Origin of the sequence: Variovorax dokdonensis (assembly GCF_030316895.1) — a bacterium.
GTDB classification, from domain to species: domain Bacteria; phylum Pseudomonadota; class Gammaproteobacteria; order Burkholderiales; family Burkholderiaceae_C; genus Variovorax; species Variovorax dokdonensis.
The window spans coordinates 555,291-571,160 of sequence record NZ_JASZYV010000001.1 but is presented as its reverse complement, the minus strand read 5'-3'; the positions used below and the strand labels follow the sequence as shown (position 1 = coordinate 571,160).

The 15,870-nt window shown below is 66.8% G+C and carries 13 protein-coding genes and 1 tRNA gene; 5 read left to right on the top strand and 9 right to left on the bottom strand.

The features are described from left to right. Nucleotides 1–3: 3 nt before the first annotated feature. Together QTH91_RS02605 and glgB are read right to left on the bottom strand one after the other, a co-directional pair. Complete coding sequence (locus tag QTH91_RS02605) at nucleotides 4–2,109, bottom strand: alpha-1,4-glucan--maltose-1-phosphate maltosyltransferase (protein WP_286658475.1); 2,106 nt, start codon at nucleotides 2,107–2,109, stop codon at nucleotides 4–6. Beyond that, on the bottom strand, nucleotides 2,102–4,021 hold the full coding sequence (gene glgB / locus QTH91_RS02600; protein WP_286658474.1) for a 1,4-alpha-glucan branching protein GlgB: 1,920 nt from the start codon (nucleotides 4,019–4,021) through the stop codon (nucleotides 2,102–2,104). Before glgB ends, QTH91_RS02605 begins: the two co-directional genes overlap by 8 nt. Nucleotides 4,022–4,180: 159 nt before the next feature. Between glgB and QTH91_RS02595 the strand changes: the two genes are divergently transcribed. Further along, a complete protein-coding gene (locus tag QTH91_RS02595; RefSeq protein WP_286658473.1) occupies nucleotides 4,181–4,726 on the top strand; it encodes a DUF4256 domain-containing protein in 546 nt (181 codons plus the stop codon). A 13-nt stretch (nucleotides 4,727–4,739) separates the two neighbouring features. On the opposite strand, the gene QTH91_RS02590 is transcribed toward QTH91_RS02595, so the two are convergent. Next, on the bottom strand, nucleotides 4,740–5,600 hold the full coding sequence (locus QTH91_RS02590) for an HTD2 family dehydratase (RefSeq protein WP_286658472.1): 861 nt from the start codon (nucleotides 5,598–5,600) through the stop codon (nucleotides 4,740–4,742). A gap of 80 nt (nucleotides 5,601–5,680) precedes the next feature. Continuing rightward, nucleotides 5,681–6,589 (bottom strand): LysR family transcriptional regulator, encoded by a 909-nt coding sequence (locus tag QTH91_RS02585; RefSeq protein ID WP_286658471.1) that lies wholly within the window; start codon nucleotides 6,587–6,589, stop codon nucleotides 5,681–5,683. A 146-nt stretch (nucleotides 6,590–6,735) separates the two neighbouring features. Here QTH91_RS02585 and QTH91_RS02580 point away from each other — a divergent pair, with 146 nt between their 5' ends. Next, nucleotides 6,736–8,067 carry an MFS transporter gene (locus QTH91_RS02580; RefSeq protein WP_286658470.1) on the top strand — a complete coding sequence of 444 codons (1,332 nt, stop codon included), beginning with the start codon at nucleotides 6,736–6,738 and terminating at the stop codon, nucleotides 8,065–8,067. Nucleotides 8,068–8,092: 25 nt separating this feature from the next. After that, nucleotides 8,093–9,553 carry an amidase gene (locus QTH91_RS02575; protein ID WP_286658469.1) on the top strand — a complete coding sequence of 487 codons (1,461 nt, stop codon included), beginning with the start codon at nucleotides 8,093–8,095 and terminating at the stop codon, nucleotides 9,551–9,553. 127 nt (nucleotides 9,554–9,680) lie between these two features. Here QTH91_RS02575 and QTH91_RS02570 read toward each other — a convergent pair. Further along, nucleotides 9,681–9,768, bottom strand: a tRNA-Ser gene (locus tag QTH91_RS02570). A 58-nt stretch (nucleotides 9,769–9,826) separates the two neighbouring features. Continuing rightward, on the bottom strand, nucleotides 9,827–10,075 hold the full coding sequence (locus QTH91_RS02565; RefSeq protein WP_286658468.1) for a transporter substrate-binding domain-containing protein: 249 nt from the start codon (nucleotides 10,073–10,075) through the stop codon (nucleotides 9,827–9,829). Between the two features lie 15 nt (nucleotides 10,076–10,090). Between QTH91_RS02565 and QTH91_RS23045 the strand changes: the two genes are divergently transcribed. Both QTH91_RS23045 and QTH91_RS02555 read left to right on the top strand, forming a co-directional pair. After that, nucleotides 10,091–12,520, top strand: a complete 2,430-nt coding sequence (locus tag QTH91_RS23045) for a site-2 protease family protein (protein ID WP_286658467.1) — start codon at nucleotides 10,091–10,093, stop codon at nucleotides 12,518–12,520. Nucleotides 12,521–12,642: 122 nt separating this feature from the next. After that, nucleotides 12,643–13,173 carry a hypothetical protein gene (locus tag QTH91_RS02555; protein WP_286658466.1) on the top strand — a complete coding sequence of 177 codons (531 nt, stop codon included), beginning with the start codon at nucleotides 12,643–12,645 and terminating at the stop codon, nucleotides 13,171–13,173. 16 nt (nucleotides 13,174–13,189) lie between these two features. Here the strand turns inward: QTH91_RS02555 and hemW are convergent, their stop codons facing one another. The 3 genes from hemW to rph all read right to left on the bottom strand — a co-directional run bounded on the left by hemW (nucleotide 13,190) and on the right by rph (nucleotide 15,832). Continuing rightward, nucleotides 13,190–14,386, bottom strand: coding sequence for a radical SAM family heme chaperone HemW (gene hemW, locus QTH91_RS02550; RefSeq protein ID WP_286659588.1), 1,197 nt, complete (start codon nucleotides 14,384–14,386; stop codon nucleotides 13,190–13,192). Between the two features lie 68 nt (nucleotides 14,387–14,454). Beyond that, the gene (gene rdgB / locus QTH91_RS02545; RefSeq protein ID WP_286658465.1) at nucleotides 14,455–15,081 is read right to left on the bottom strand and encodes an RdgB/HAM1 family non-canonical purine NTP pyrophosphatase; all 627 of its coding nucleotides are present in this window, start codon (nucleotides 15,079–15,081) and stop codon (nucleotides 14,455–14,457) included. A 10-nt stretch (nucleotides 15,082–15,091) separates the two neighbouring features. Continuing rightward, nucleotides 15,092–15,832 carry a ribonuclease PH gene (gene rph, locus QTH91_RS02540; RefSeq protein ID WP_286658464.1) on the bottom strand — a complete coding sequence of 247 codons (741 nt, stop codon included), beginning with the start codon at nucleotides 15,830–15,832 and terminating at the stop codon, nucleotides 15,092–15,094. Between the last annotated feature and the right edge of the window lie 38 nt (nucleotides 15,833–15,870).

Below are 15,870 nucleotides of genomic sequence, written 5' to 3'. Positions count from 1 at the left end.
GCCTTAGAGGTAGTAGTCGAAGTCGCGCTCGTCGCGCACCCGGCGGCGCAGCGCCATCACGTGCGCCGGCAGGTTCGGATCGAGCCGAACGTAGTGATGGCTGCCGCGCCAGATGAAGCGCTGGTCGGTCAGCAGGTCATGCATCTGGAAGGGCTCCTGGGGCTCGATGTCGAGCAGGTGCGGATCGAGCGCCACCCAGCCCCACTGGGCGTTGTGCGGATCGAGGTTGACCACCGTGACGATCGTGTCGCGCCCGTCGGCCGACTGCTTCATGTAAGCGATGAGCTGGTCGTTCTCGACGTCGAGGAAGCGCAGGCTGCGGTTGGCCTGCAGGGCAGGATGCTCGCGCCGGATTTCGTTGATGCGGGTGATGAGCGGACGCAGGCCGGCGTCGGGGCTCCAGTCCCAGTTCCTCAATTGGTACTTCTCGGAATCGAGGTATTCCTCGCTGCTGGGGCCGCGCGGCAGATGTTCGAGCAGTTCATAGGCAGGCCCGTAGATGCCATAAGTGGCGGCCAAGGTCGCAGCCAGCACCAGGCGGCTCTTGAACACGGCCGCATGGCCGCCCTGCAGCGCCTCGTGCAGGATGTCCGGCGTGTTGGGCCAGACGTTGGGGCGAAAGTAGTCGACGCCGGGCGCCTCGGTCAGCTCGGTGAAGTAGCGCGTCAACTCCTGCTTGGTGTTGCGCCAGGTGAAGTAGGTGTATGACTGCGTGTAGCCCAGCTTGGCCAGCCGGTGCATCACCTTGGGGCGGGTGAAAGCCTCGGCCAGGAAGATCACGTCCGGGTGTTCGCGCTTGACCTCGCCCACCACCCATTCCCAGAACGCGAAGGACTTGGTGTGCGGGTTGTCGACGCGGAACACATGCACGCCCTCGGCGATCCAGTGGTCGAGCACGCTCTTGAGTTCGGTCCAGAGGCCCTGCCAGTCGTCGCTCTCGAAGTTGAACGGATAGATGTCCTGATACTTCTTCGGCGGGTTCTCGGCGTATTGCACGGTGCCGTCGGGTCGCCAGCGAAACCACTCGGGATGATCGCGCACGTAGGGATGATCGGGCGCGCACTGGAAGGCAATGTCCATCGCCAGCTCCAACCCATTGGCGGCGGCGCTGGCCACCAGGGCGCGAAAGTCTTCGGCGGTGCCAAGCTCCGGCAGGATGCTCTTGTGCCCGCCCTCCTCGGCGCCGATGGCCCACGGGCTGCCCACGTCACCAGGCTGGGCGCCGAGCGCGTTGTTCCGTCCCTTGCGCTGCACACGGCCGATGGGATGGATGGGCGGCAGGTAGACGATGTCGAAGCCCATCGAGGCAATGAGCGGCAGGCGCGCCGCCACATCGCGCAGCGTTCCGTGCCGGCCCGGCGTGTCGCCGGCGGAGCGCGGAAACAGCTCGTACCACGCCGAGAAGCGCGCACGCTTGCGTTCGACGGTCAGCGGCAGGTCCGCCGAGAAGCTCACTTCCAGGCTGCGGTCCGGATGACGGCGCGCAGCGTCCGACCTTTGTTCGTCCAGCGCCAAGGCCTTGAGCACGTCGGCATCGATCTCGGGATCGGCCGCGCCCTCTTCCAGAGCCTGGGCCCAGGCGGAGAGCATTCGCGCATCCGCACCGTCTCCGGCACGCTTCGCGGCGGCTTCGATCTCGTGCGCGCCCACGCGCGCAGCGATCCGGATGTCCTCGGGGTCGACCCGGCGCTCCAGTTCGTGATGCCACGATTCGAAGGCATCGACCCACGCGACCACGGTATAGGCATAGCGGCCCGGCGCCGGTGCGACGAAGCTGGCCAGCCACTCGTCGTTGTAGCGCAGCTTCATGGGGATTTCCTGGCGCGTGCTGCTGCCCTCCTTCCACCACTGGAGCATGACGCGCGGCACGTCGTGGCCGTCGGTGAAGACGTGTGCCTCGATCTCGATGGGCTCGCCGGCAATGCGCTTGACCGCAAAGCGTCCGCCATCGACGACCGGCAGCACCGCGTCGACCACGGCGCGGGCGCGACCTGGCGTGCCGTCTACCGGCTGGGGACCACGTTTTCTGGTGGCCGAAACGTCGGTGGGTGCGGCTGGGGCGGGCGATCCGCTGATCGCGTCCCGCAAGAAGGTCAGGCCCTTATTCATCGGTGTCTCTCTTCAGGTAGAGCACCGCCAGCGGCGGCAGGGTGAGGCACAGCGCATGCGGCTTGCCATGCGACGGCATGGGTGCGGACCGCACCGCGCCCAGGTTGCCCCAACCAGCGCCGCCGAAACTTTGCGCATCGCTGTTGAGGATCTCGCGCCAGGTCCCGCCCTTCGGCACGCCCAGGAAATGGTTGCGCCGAGGCTGGGGCGTCATGTTGCACACGACCAGCACCGACTCGCCATCGGCCGACTTGCGCAGGAAAGAGACCACGCCCGTCTCGCGATCGTTCGGGTCCACCCATTCGAAGCCCGCGGCATCGAAGTCCAGTTGATGCAGCGCCGGCTCGGCACGAAGAAGCCGATTGAGCTCGCCCACCAGGTGCTGCATGCCTCGGTGCGGCAACTGCTCGGTCACCCACCATTCCAGTTCGCCCTCGTGCGTCCACTCGCGGCGCTGCGCGAATTCGCCGCCCATGAACAGCAGCTTCTTGCCCGGATGCGCCCACATGTAGGCGAGCAGCACGCGCAAGTTGGCAAACTGCTGCCACTCGTCGCCGGGCATCTTGCCGATGAGCGAGCCCTTGCCGTAGACCACTTCGTCGTGCGACAGCGGCAGGACGAAGTTCTCGGAGAACGCATAGACGATCGAAAAGGTGATGCGATCGTGGTGGTAGCGGCGATAGATCGGGTCGTCCCGGAAGTACGACAGGCTGTCGTGCATCCAGCCCATGTTCCATTTCATGCCGAAGCCCAGCCCGCCCATCTCGATGGGCCGCGACACGCGCGGCCAGGCGGTCGATTCTTCCGCCACCGTGAAGGCGTCCGGAAAATGGCGATAGACGGCGCGGTTCAGCTCCTGCAGGAACTCGATCGCCTCCAGGTTCTCGCGACCGCCTTCGCGGTTGGGAATCCATTCGCCCGCGCCACGTGCGTAGTCGAGGTAGAGCATCGAGGCCACCGCATCCACGCGCAGCCCGTCGATGTGGTAGTGCTCCAGCCAGAACAGCGCGGACGAGATGAGAAAGCTGCGGACCTCGTGACGTCCATAGTTGAAGATGGCGGAGTTCCATTCGGGATGGAAGCCCTGGCGCGGATCGGCGTGCTCGTAAAGGTGCGTGCCGTCGAAGCTCGCCAGTCCGTGCGCGTCGGTCGGGAAGTGCGACGGCACCCAGTCGAGCAGCACGCCGATGCCGCGCTGATGCAGGTGGTCCACGAAATACATGAAATCCTGCGGCGTGCCGTAGCGTGCGGTGGGCGCGAAGTAACCGGTGGTCTGGTAGCCCCACGAACCGTAGAACGGGTGCTCGGTGACCGGCATCAGCTCCACATGCGTGAAGCCCATCCCCACGACGTATTCGGCCAATTCATGCGCGAGTTCGCGCCAGCCGAGCGGCTGCCCATCCTTGCGGCGCCACGAGCCGGCGTGCACTTCGTAGATGGACATCGGCGCATCGAGCGCGTTGGCCTTCGCCCGGCCGTCCATCCACGTCTGATCGTTCCATGTGTGCCCCTGCAGCGACCATGCGCGGGATGCCGTGGCGGGCGCGTTTTCGCTGAAGAAAGCGACCGGGTCGGCTTTCTCGAACACGTCGCCCTGGCGGGTGCGAATGCGGTACTTGTAAGCCTGCCCTTGTTGCACGTGCGGAGAATGGACTTGCCAGATGCCGGTGCCGTCACTGGCCTGGACCATCTCGTCGGTCTCGGCGTTCCAGTCGTTCCAGTCGCCGATGACGCTCACCGAGGTGGCATTGGGCGCCCACACGGCAAAGTCTGCCCCCGTGGAGTCGCCATCACGAAGCTGGCAACCCAGGCTGGCAAACAGGCGTGCATGTGTACCCTGACGAAACAGGTAGGCGTCGGTCTCGCCAAATTTCGGTCCAGGATGGGGCTTGAGGAGGTATGGCGTGGACACCCCTCCGTTCTATTCCTGATGTGCGGTGCTTGAAACCTCTCTATGCGCCGTCTGCGTGTCGGACACGCGTCGGCGCGCGTAGGAACAGGACTACACCATCCAGACATTGGCGCGGCATGATCGACTTTTGTGTATGGGCAAAACAGGAGGCTTGACGGCATGAAGGCAGATCAACGCGATGCGCTCATCGGGACACTGAAGCTGCGTTTCGAGCAGAACATGCAACGGCACGAGGGCGCCGACTGGGCGGATGTGGAAGCTCGACTGCGCGCCGCGCCCGACAAGCTCGAGGCGATCCACCAGATGGAGAAGACCGGCGGTGAGCCCGATGTGATCGGCAATGCGGCCAAGGGCAAGGCCCTCGTCTTCTGCGATTGCGCCGCCGAAAGCCCGATGGAGCGCAGGAGCCTGTGCTACGACGACCAAGCCTTGCAGTCACGCAAGCAGAACAAGCCTGCGGGCAGCGCGATGCAGATGGCCAGCGACATGGGCGTCGCGCTGCTGACCGAGGCGCAATACCGCCAGCTCCAGCAGTTCGGCGAATTCGACCTCAAGACCTCCAGCTGGGTGGCCACGCCGCCCGAAGTGCGCAAGCTCGGCGGCGCCCTGTTCTGCGACCGCCGCTACGGTCAAGTGTTCGTGTATCACAACGGAGCCGAGTCCTACTACGCGGCGCGAGGGTTCCGGGGGTGCGTTTCGGTTTGAGCCGCTGCGTGGATCAGCGAAGCACGGCGGTGGCGTCCATCGTCAGCCAGCCCTCATGGTCGGATGCCCAGAGGCGAATGCTCTTGCCGTCGGCCTGCGGCTCGCCGTTGACGTGGAAGGCGTTCAGGTCGAAGGTGGGGCGAACGGCCTTGAACCGAAAGCTCGCCACCTCCGCATCAGGCAACTGGCGGCGCAATAGGTCCATCAGGAGCGTGGCGATCAGCGGTCCGTGCACGACCAGGCCCGGATAGCCCTCGACCTGCGTCACGTACTGGCGGTCGTAGTGGATGCGGTGGCCGTTGAAGGTGAGCGCGGAGTAGCGGAACAGCAGCACGTCGTCGGGCACGATCTGGCGGCGCCAGCTCGCGTCGGCCGGCGCGGCCTGCGGAGGCGGCGCGACGTCGTTCGGGCCTTGCGCCTCCCGGTAGACGATGTCGTGGAACTCGACCAGCGCCGGCTCGGCGGCATCGTTGCAGCGCACTTCATGGCGCACCTTGACGAACACGAGCTTGCCGGTCCGGCCCTCCTTGATCGTGACGTCGTCGATGGTCGAGGTCCGCGCCACGCGGTCGCCGACGCGGATCGGGGAACGGAATTCGAACTGGCTGCCAGCCCACATGCGGCGCGGCAGCGGCACCGGCGGCAGGAAGCCGCCGCGCTTGGCATGGCCGTCCGCGCCAATCTCGCTTTGCCGATGCAGCGGCAGGAAATAGAGCCAATGCCAAAGCGGCGGAAGCACGCTGCCTTCGGCAATCGGCGCCGCCGGATGGTCCAGCGTCGCGGTCAGCGCGGCGACGGGGGTGGGATAGATGGTGTCTTCGACGCGCTCGCTGCGTCCGACCCACGATTGCAACTGCTCTTGCTGTACGTCCATTTCGTCTCCTTGACGGGCTGCAACCATCGGCAGTCCTATGAATGCGTTCTCTGGAACAAACCGCTTGCAAGGCGGGGCGGTCACACCGACAGCGAAACCTCCCGCATCACCAGCCGCGCGCATTCCACGAACCAGGCGGCCGGCGCCTCCAGGCGACTGTCCTTGCGCAGCACCACGCCGAAGGGCACGGTGGGCAGCGGCTCGACGATCGGCAGTTCGCGCGAGATGGCGGCGATCCAGGGCACGGCCAGCATCGCGCGCGGAACCGGGGCAATGGCCCGGCCGTTGGTCGACAGCACCAGCGCCGCCAGCGACGAAGGACATTCGATGACGCGGCTGGGCGGCGACACCTGGTGCTGCGACAGCCATTGGCGCACAGCCTCGCTGATGCCGCCGCGCGAGCCGTCGAGCAACCACGGCGCGGCTTCGGCCGCGTCGGCGAGCCGGTAGGGGCCGTCCTCGAAGCCGCCCGGCCGGCCGGCCAGTGCCACTTCGAGCCGGCCGTTGCTTTCGAAGGTGAGGTCGGAGCCGAGCTCTTCGGTCAGCAACGCCGCGATGGCCACGTCGATGGTGCCGTCGCGCAGCATGGGCAGGGTCTGCGAGATGAACGAATCGCGAATGCTCAGCGCCGCATCCGGATAGCGCGTCCGAAAGCGGGCCACCGTCTCGGGCAGGCACAGCACCGAAAAGGCCGGCGTGACCGCCACGTTCACGCCCGGCGTGCCCTGCCCCAGCATGTGGCGGACCGAGGCGCGGGCCTCGTCGATCTCGGCCAGGATGAGCTTGGCGTGGCGCAGCAATTCGAGCCCCACGGGGGTCAGGCGCACGCCCTGCGGACTTCGCTGCAGCAGCGCGGCCTGCAGGTCGAGTTCGAGCTCTCTGAGCGACTTGGTCAACGCCGTCTGCGACAGCGACAACGAGCGCGCAGCGCCGCGGATGCTGCCGTGGCCGGCCACCGCGACGAGCGCGCGCAATTGATGGTGCTTCATGGCTGGGTTGGCGGTTCGGGGGTGAAAACCAAAGGTGAGCGCGCTGAAATCTTATCGCTACCACCAAACGGCTGCGCTGCCTAACATCCGGCCCCATCGCCGACGCATGGGTGCGATCGGACGCCGACACAGCCAATGGAGACACCATGAACCAGCCCCTCGGAGCGACGCCAGGCGCGTTGCACGCCACCAACCCCGCCCAGGCTGCCGCCGCGCAGGCGGAGGACCAGCTCTACGCCAAGGTCACACGCCGCATCGTCGGCTTCCTGTTCATCGGATTCATCTTTGCCTTTCTGGACCGCATCAACGTGGGCTTCGGCAAGCTGGGCATGCAGGCGGACCTGGGCTTCAGCGAAGCCGTGTTCGGGCTGGGCGCGGGCATCTTCTTCCTGAGCTACTTCCTGCTCGAGGTGCCCAGCAACATGATGCTGGCGCGCTTCGGCGCCCGGCGCTGGATCGCCCGCATCATGATCACGTGGGGCCTGCTGTCGATCGCGACGCTGTTCGTCAAGACGCCCACCCAGTTCTACGTGCTTCGCTTCCTGCTCGGCGCGGCAGAAGCCGGCTTCTTCCCCGGCGTGATGCTGTACCTGACCCAGTGGTATCCGGCGCAGCGCCGCAGCCGGGTCATCACCATGTTCATGTCGGCGATCCCGGTTGCCAGCATCCTGGGCGGCATCGTCTCGGGCTGGATCCTGCGCCACTTCGCCAGCAGCGACGTGATGGCCGCCTGGCAATGGCTCTACCTGGTGGAAGGCATTCCGCCGGTCATCCTCGGCGTGATCGCGCTGTGGTACCTGAATGACTCGATCGACGACGCGCGCTGGTTGCGCCTGCCGGAAAAGCAGTTGCTCAAGTCGCGCCTCGAAAGCGACCACAAGCACGCCATCGCACACCGCATCGGCGATGCCCTGCGCTCGCCGCTCGTCTGGCTGCTGGCCTTCATCAACTTCGCGTTCCTGGCGGGCATCACGCTGGCCTTCTGGATGCCCTCGCTGCTCAAGGGCGCCGGCTTGAAGGACACGGTGCAGATCGGCTGGTTCGTGGCCGCGCCCTATGCCTTGGCCGTCGTGGGCATGCTGCTGCTGGGCCGCAGTTCGGACAAGCTGCGCGAGCGCCGCTGGCACACCGTGCTGCCGGGCCTGGTGAGCGCCCTGGGCATCGCCAGCATGCCCTTCGCCCTGCACGATCCGACCCTGCTGCTGCTGGCCAGCCTGGCCGCACTCGGCGGCAACGTGGTGGCCAACGCCCTTTACTGGAACCTGCCCACCGCCCTGCTGACCGGCGCCGCCGCCACGGTGGGACTGGCTTTCGTCAATGCGCTGGGCCAGGTGGCGGGCTTCCTGAGCCCCACCGTGTTCGGTCAACTCTACGCATCGACCGGCAATGCGCACGCCGGCCTGTTCCTGCTCGCCGGCTGCATCGCCGTCGGCAGCCTGGCGGTGCTGATCATTCCGCGCCGCCTCGTCAATCGCTGAAATAGCGCCGACCAAGGAATCGACGATGAATCAAACCGAATACCTCAAGTACGACGGACTGGCCCTGGCCGCACTGGTGCGCAATAAGGACATGCGCGCCAGCGAACTGCTGGACATGGCCATCGCCCAGATGCAGCGCGTTCAGCCGAGCATCAACGCCGTGTGCTGGGAAGCGCTGGACGACGCCCGCACCCGCGCCGCGGCAATGGACGCCGCGCCGCCGCAAGGCGCATTCGCGGGCGTGCCCATGCTGCTCAAGGACATCGCCGTCAGCGTCAAGGGCATGGTGCTGGCCAACGGATCGCGCTTGTTCAAGGACTGCGTGGGTACCTACGACAGCGAACTGGCCGTGCGCCTTCGCAACGCGGGTTTCAACTTCTTCGGCCGCACCACGTCGCCGGAGTTCGGCGCCAACTGCACGACCGAGGCGCTGGTCTACGGCGGCCCCACGCGCAATCCGTGGAATCTGGCGCTGTCTTCCGGTGGATCGTCCGGCGGCGCCGCTGCCGCGGTGGCGGCGGGCATCATCCCGCTGGCGCATGGCTCCGACGGCGGCGGCTCGATCCGCATTCCTGCATCGAGCTGCGGGCTGTTCGGCCTCAAGCCCACGCGCATGCGCAACCCGATGGGCCCGGTGGCCGGAGAAGGCTGGGGCGGACTGGGCGTGGAACACATGCTGACGCGCTCGGTGCGCGACAGCGCCGCCGCGCTCGACGCCACACATGGCGCCGACCCTGGCGCACCCTACGCGGCGCCGCGCTTCGACGGCAGCTACCTACGCGCGATCGAGACGCCCCCGAAGCGCCTGCGCATCGCGCTCGTCACGCAATCGCCATCCGGAGAACCGGTGCACGAGGACTGCGTGGCGGCCACCGAAAGCGCGGCACGTCTTTGCGAATCGCTGGGCCATCACGTCACGCGAACGACGCTGCCCGACTGCAACTTCGAAGCCTTCGGCGAAGCGATGCGCCTGATCGTCGCCGCCGGCACCGCGCAGGCCGTGCAGGCTGGCAGCGCGATGCGAGGCCGCCGCGCCACGCTCGACGACCTGGAGATCTCCATCTTCACCGCCGTCGACCTCGCCCTGCGCAGCTCGGCCGTGGACTATGCCAATGCCGTCGGCCTGATGCACCGCGTGGGCCGGCAGATGGGCGTGTTCATGCAGGACTACGACGTGATCCTCACGCCCACTCTGACCGCGCCGCCCGCACCGCTGGGGCGCTACGCCGCCGACCGCGACTACGTCACCCACCGATCGGACACGCTGCGCTTTACCGCCTTCCTGCCCTACTTCAACGCCAGCGGCCAGCCCGCGATGTCGGTGCCGCTGCATTGGAACGCGCAAGGCTTGCCCATCGGCGTGCAGTTCGTGGGCGGCTTGGGGCAGGAGGATGTGCTGCTGCAACTGGCGGCGCAACTGGAAACGGCAGCGCCCTGGTTTGACCGGTTGAGTCCGCTGGCTGACGCACCGCTTTCTCAGAACTGACCAAGCAGGGTCGTGCGGACTGCGAGGAAGGGGAAGAACGCCGGTGAGCAGTTCTGGGGCTGTTCGACGTACCCGGCTTGCCGTGGGGTTCGGGCAAGGTGAAGCAGTCGGGGGTTTGGTGGGTATCTGGCGGAGAGTGTGAGATTCGAACTCACGGACGCTTTCACGTCGGCAGTTTTCAAGACTGCTGGTTTAAACCACTCACCCAACTCTCCGGATTCGCGCAGCCGTTGCAGCAGCGCAGCCCGCCATTTTAAGCTGACCGGCAAGCGGTCACGGGCTTGGAAAAACGACCGAGCGCCACATGTCGCTCATCGGCACGTCGATCGAACGTCCGCCCGCGGTGAAAGGGCCTTGGAACCACTTGCGATAGAGCGTCTCGAGTTCGCCTGACGAAGCCATGCCGCGGATGGTTTCGTCTGCCACCTGCTTCAGGCCTGGGCGGCCCTTGCGCATCATGGCGGCCAGCGGTTCCACGTCACTGCCGGGAACCAGCACGCTATGGAAGTCAGGCACAGCCATCGTCCTGATTCCCCGGTGAACGCAGAGCTCTTCCAGGCCATCGTCGCCAAGACGCACGCGGCCAAGTCAAAGCCCCAGCTGACGTTCGTCATCTGCAACGACACGCTAGCGCTGGTCCCCTACCAGCAGGCGGCATTGGTCGATCTTTCCGGCAGCGCGCGTGCTCGCCTGGCGGCCCACTCCGGTTTGGCCGAGATCGACCCCGACTCCCCCTATGCGCTGTGGCTCGCGCAAGTCGCGCTGCACGTGCGCAATCAGATGGCCGACTTGCCCGCCGGCGGGCGCGTGATCGCGATGACGGCCGATTCGTTGCCCGAATCGCTGGCGGCGGCATGGAGCGACTGGCTGCCGGCCCATGTCCTCGCGCTGGGCCTGTCGGGTCCCGATGAACACCCGGGCGCGATCCTGCTGCTGGCTCGCCCCGAGCCCTGGCCCGCGGAGGTAGCTCCCGGCTCGCCCGAACATCTGCTGCTGCAGGTGGCCGGCGTCTATGGGCATGCATGGTGGGCTCTGGGGCGTCGTGCTTCATGGGTGTCGCGGATCGCTTCGCTGCCGATGGGCAAGCTGGCGCGGCGTGCGCTGGACGTCGAGGAATTCGGCGCCTTTCTTCAGCAGCACCGCCTGGTCCGTCAGACCGTGGCGCCTGCCGTCGCACCTTGGCGAGGCTGGCGTTGGCTGCTCGACAACTACCTGTTCATCCGGATCCCCCTGGTCCGGCCCGAGCCATTTCTGCGGCGCCTGCTCCCCTGGGTCGGCTGGCTGTTCTCCAGTGGCTTCCTCGCGCTCACGGCGCTGGCCGGCATCGCTGGAATCCTGCTTGCAGCGCGGCAATGGGATCAGGTACGGGCCAATCTCGCGGGCGCCCTCAGTTGGGAAGGCGTGACCGCATTCGCCTCGGCGCTCATCGTCTCCAAGCTGCTTCACGAACTTGGGCATGCATTGCAATCGACGAGGCACGGCGTGCGGGTGGGCCACATGGGCGTGGCGTTTCTGGTGCTCTGGCCCATGCCCTACACCGACACCGGAGAAAGCTGGAAGCTCGCAGACCCACGTCATCGATTCCGGATCGCCTCGGCCGGCATTGCCAGCGAGCTCGTTCTGGCGGCATGGTGCACGCTGCTGTGGGCGCTGACGCCCGACGGCAATCTGCGCAGCGCGTTCTTCTTTCTTGCCAGCACCGCCTGGATGCTGACGCTGGCGGTCAATGCCAGCCCGTTCATGCGCTTCGACGGCTATTTCATGCTGTCGGACCTGTTGGACTACCCGGGTATGCACGAACGGGCAGGCCGTTGGGCGCGGCGGTTCATCCGCAGCAGCCTGCTCGGTTTGCAGGAACCCGAGCCGGAGGCGCAGACCCCGGGCTTTCGCCGCTTCCTCATTGCATTCGCGCTGGCAACCTGGGCCTACCGGCTCGTGCTGTTCTTCGGAATTGCGTTGCTGGTCTATCACGCCACCTTCAAGGCACTGGGCATCTTCCTGTTCTTCGTGGAGATCGGCGTATTCATCGTCCGGCCGGTGGCCAGGGAAGCGAGCCACTGGTGGTCGCGTCGCCACGAGATCCCGCGCCGCCGCGTGTTGGTGCTGGCAGGCGTTCTGCTGGTGCTGGTCGCCGCGATGGCGGTCCCCTGGTCATCGACCATCAAGGGAAGCGGTGTGCTGCGCGCGGCCGTGGAGCAACCGCTGTATGCGCCCTACCCGGCCCAGTTGCGCGAGCTCCGCTTTGCCAATGGCCAAGCCGCAAAGCGGGGCGACGTGATTGCCATCCTGGACGATCCCGGTCAGGAGAACGAACGCGACAAGGCTCGCGCGCTGGCCCGTGCCTACGAACGCGTCGCGCGTGGCGCGATGGCCCAGACCGACGACGGCGCCGCGCGCCAGATCGTGGCCGAACAGTTGGCGAACCGATGGAACGCCGAGCAATCCGCGCGGGTCGTCGAACTTCAGCGCCTGCACTTGACAGCACAGCAAGACGGCGTCCTGCGCGACCTCGACCCCTCGCTCGCTCAAGGCAGCTGGGTCAACACCACCACGCCGATCGGCTGGCTGGTCGACAAGGACCGCTGGCGGGCCGAAGTCCTCGTCAGCGAGCAGGACGCGCAACGGCTGAGCGCCGGCAGCGAGGCACGTCTGTTCGTTCAAGGGCGTGGCAGCGCACGGTTGCAAGGCCGCATCCTCACGGTGGACAGCAAGCCCGTCCAGAAGCTGCCTCACATGCTGCTTGCACAGAATCACGGCGGCCCCATTGCGCTGAACGCCAGTACGCCGGCAACCGCTCTGCGGCCCAACGAATCGCTGTACCGCGTGCTCATCGAGGGCGAGGGCACGCTGGACATGCCGCAAGCCGTGCGCCTGGTGCATGCGCAGTTCGAAGGATCGAGCACCAGCCTGCTCAAGCAATGGTTCGCTGCGGCGATCTCGGCCATCATCCAGCAGGCCGATTTCTAGGCGGCGCGGCACCGTCCGCGCCGGACGGCTTTCCGCGGGCCTAAAGTTTCTCGATGCAGTGCCGATAAGACAGTACGGCTGGACGCGCCAAGGTGGCGGCGTCGAAGATTGCCAGTTGTCTCATGAAGCACGCTTGTTGCCGGCAACTCATGCTGGGCGCCCTGTTCGCAACGCTCGCTGCCGCACCGGCGGCGGCTGACCTGTATGCCTCCAGCCAGACGGCTTCGAGAGCTTGGTCAGCGCCTTCCGATCCGCAGGCGGAGCGTCTGGCCATCGAACGTGACGAAGCCAGCCGCCTCTCCTGGTTGCGCGCATCGCCGATCGGCTCGCGCGACTTCTGTTCGAGCTACGAGATCCTGGGCGTGGCCAGCAACGCCAGCGCCGACCTGGTCTGCATGCGCGGAACCACCACCGCCCGGGAGCTGCAGGCCAATGGCTGGGAGCTGACCGACGCGCAAGAGACCTTCCATTTCCGGCCGCCCGGCACGACCGTAAAGGTGATGCAGGCCACGTCGATCAAGCGAAAGTGCGTCGCCGAAGACGGCACGCTTCGCGGCCCGCTCCGTGGTCGCTTCGGCTGCGCACCGGAGCATCGGGACGGCGACTGGAAACCGGCGCTCTTGTGGCTGCCCGAAGGCAGCACCACGCAGTAGCGCCGCAGCCCGCGCCTCAGCCTTCGGGCAGGAACATCTCCTGCAGATCGCTCAAGAAGTCGAACCCCTGTTCGGTCGGCCAGGCGCGCCACAGGTCGCGCGCCAGCAGTCCCTTCTTCTCCGCCTTGTCCAACGCCCGCTGGATGGCGGTGATGGCCAGCCCCGTGCGCTCGCCGAACTCGGCGAAGGAAAAGCCTTCCCTCAGGCGCAGCGCGTTGAGCATGTATTCGAAGGGAAGATCGGCCAGGGCCACATCCTCGCTCTGCGCCACGGCATTGCCGGCCAGGGCTTTTTCCATGTACATGCGCGGATCGCGAAAGCGCACCTGCCGCACGATGCGGTGCGCAAAGCTCAGCTTGCCGTGCGCGCCGGCCCCCAGCCCCAGGTAGTCGCCGAACTGCCAATAGTTGAGGTTGTGCCAGCAGCGGTGGTCGGCACGCGCATAGGCCGAGACTTCGTACCGCGACAGTCCCGCCCGGCCCGTGGCGTCGGTGATCTGGTCGAGCATGGCGTAGGCCTCGTCCTCGGGCGGCAGGTTCTGCGGCGGGTACTTGGCGAAGTAAGTGTTGGGCTCCAGCGTCAGGTGATAGACCGACAGATGCGGTGGCGCCAGCGCCAGCGCCTGGTCCAGGTCAGCCTGGAGTTGGACGCGCGTCTGGCCGGGCAAGGCGTACATCAGGTCGATGTTGAAGGTGTCGAACGCGCTGGCAGCCTCTTCCACCGCGGCGATGGCCTGCGCCCGGTCGTGAACGCGGCCCAGCGCCTTCAGGTACTCGTCGTTGAAGCTCTGCACACCCACCGACAGCCGGGTGACACCCGCCCCGCGAAACGCCCTGAAGCGCTCGCGCTCGAACGTGCCCGGGTTGGCTTCGAGCGTGATCTCGCAGTCGGGCACGAGCTTCAGCCGGGCGCGCAATTCGCCGATCAGGCGGTCGATGCCCTCGGGCGAGAACAGGCTGGGCGTTCCGCCGCCGATGAAGATGCTGTGCACGCTTCGTCCCCACACCAGGGGCAGTGCGGCATCGAGGTCGGCCATGACGGCATCGAGGTAGCGCCGCTCCGGGATCGCATCACCCTCGTCGGTCTGGCCGGCGCGTGCCTTCCACTCGTGCGAGTTGAAGTCGCAGTAGGGGCACTTGCGCAGGCACCACGGCAAGTGAACGTAGATGGAGAGCGGCGGCAGCGCGGGCAGTTGCAACGGGCCGGGCCGCATGTGGTGCAGCACGTCGTTGGCCTGCGGCGCGCCGTTGTTCAGCTGCGCGTCGGTCGCGATCGGAATGGTCACGGCAACACGCTCGGCGCCAAGAGCGATGCCCAGCGCTCGCGCATCAGCTCGAGCATGGCGCGCGCCGCCTTGCCACGGTGGCTGTTGGCGTTCTTCACTTCGGGCGGCAGTTGCGCAAAGGTCTTGCCGAACTGCGGCAGGAACATCACCGGGTCGAAGCCGAAGCCCTTGTCGCCGATGGGCTCAGGCGCGATCTCGCCGGCCACGCGGCCGCTGGCGATCAACGGTTCGGGATCGTCATGCCGGCGCACCGCCACCAGCGTGCTGACGAGAGCGGCGCGGCGATCAGCCTGGCCCTGCATCTGCTCGAGCAAGGCGCGCACGTTGTTGGCATCGCCTTTGGCGTAGCCGAACTGCGTGGCATAGAACGCCGTGTCGACGCCGGGCAGGCCGCCGAAGGCTTCAACGCACAAGCCCGCGTCGTCGGCCATGGCCGGCAGGCCGGTGGCGGCGCTGGCGTGGCGCGCCTTGGCCAATGCGTTTTCGACGAAGGTGCGGTGCGGTTCCTCGGCCTCGCCAACGCCCAGGTCCGACTGGCGAACCAGCGCAACGCCCAGCGGTGCAAAGAGCTGCTGCAGTTCGGCCAGCTTGCCGGCGTTGTTGGAGGCCAGGACGAGCTTCATGCTGCCGCCTTTACTTCACCAGCGGCGCCTTGAGCGCCTGCGTCTGCAGCGCCACCAGTTCGCCGATGCCCTTTTCGGCCAGGGCCAGCAACTGGTTCATCTCGTCGCGAGAGAACGCCGCGCCCTCGGCCGTGCCCTGCACCTCGATGTAGTGGCCGGCGCCAGTCATCACCACGTTCATGTCGGTGTCGCAGGCCGAGTCTTCGGTGTATTCCAGGTCGAGCAAGGGGGTGCCCTCCACGATGCCGACCGACACCGCCGCCACATGCTCGCGAATCGGCGTTGCCGTGAGGAGGCCGTCCGACAGCAGCCGGGACACCGCGTCCTGCGCTGCCACGAAGGCGCCGGTGATGGCCGCGGTGCGGGTGCCGCCGTCGGCCTGCAGCACGTCGCAGTCGAGGTGGATGGTGCGCTCGCCGAGCAGCTTGAGGTCGAACACGGCGCGCATGGAGCGTCCGATCAGGCGCTGGATTTCCTGCGTGCGGCCGCTTTGCTTGCCGCGTGCGGCTTCGCGGTCGCTGCGGGTGTGGGTGGACCTGGGCAGCATGCCGTATTCGGCCGTCACCCAGCCCTCGCCGCTGCCGCGCTTGTGCGGCGGCACGCGCTCTTCGACCGAGGCGGTGCACAGCACGCGGGTGTTGCCGAACTCGATGAGCACGGAGCCCTCGGCGTGGATGGTGAAGCCGCGGGTGATGCGCACCTCGCGAAGCTGGTCGGCACTGCGGCCGCCGTTACGAATGAATTGGCTCATGGTTTGAAAAAGCGTATGCGATAGGAAAAGCCAGCAAG

Excerpts from the sequence above, each read along its gene's own strand:
- QTH91_RS02605 (WP_286658475.1), bottom strand. The coding sequence starts at position 2,109 with ATGAATAAGGGCCTGACCTTCTTGCGGGACGCGATCAGCGGATCGCCC.
- QTH91_RS02595 (WP_286658473.1), top strand. The coding sequence starts at position 4,181 with ATGAAGGCAGATCAACGCGATGCGCTCATCGGGACACTGAAGCTGCGT.
- QTH91_RS02590 (WP_286658472.1), bottom strand. The coding sequence starts at position 5,600 with ATGGACGTACAGCAAGAGCAGTTGCAATCGTGGGTCGGACGCAGCGAG.
- QTH91_RS02585 (WP_286658471.1), bottom strand. The coding sequence starts at position 6,589 with ATGAAGCACCATCAATTGCGCGCGCTCGTCGCGGTGGCCGGCCACGGC.
- QTH91_RS02580 (WP_286658470.1), top strand. The coding sequence starts at position 6,736 with ATGAACCAGCCCCTCGGAGCGACGCCAGGCGCGTTGCACGCCACCAAC.
- QTH91_RS02575 (WP_286658469.1), top strand. The coding sequence starts at position 8,093 with ATGAATCAAACCGAATACCTCAAGTACGACGGACTGGCCCTGGCCGCA.
- QTH91_RS02565 (WP_286658468.1), bottom strand. The coding sequence starts at position 10,075 with ATGGCTGTGCCTGACTTCCATAGCGTGCTGGTTCCCGGCAGTGACGTG.
- QTH91_RS02555 (WP_286658466.1), top strand. The coding sequence starts at position 12,643 with ATGAAGCACGCTTGTTGCCGGCAACTCATGCTGGGCGCCCTGTTCGCA.
- hemW (WP_286659588.1), bottom strand. The coding sequence starts at position 14,386 with ATGCGGCCCGGCCCGTTGCAACTGCCCGCGCTGCCGCCGCTCTCCATC.
- rdgB (WP_286658465.1), bottom strand. The coding sequence starts at position 15,081 with ATGAAGCTCGTCCTGGCCTCCAACAACGCCGGCAAGCTGGCCGAACTG.
- rph (WP_286658464.1), bottom strand. The coding sequence starts at position 15,832 with ATGAGCCAATTCATTCGTAACGGCGGCCGCAGTGCCGACCAGCTTCGC.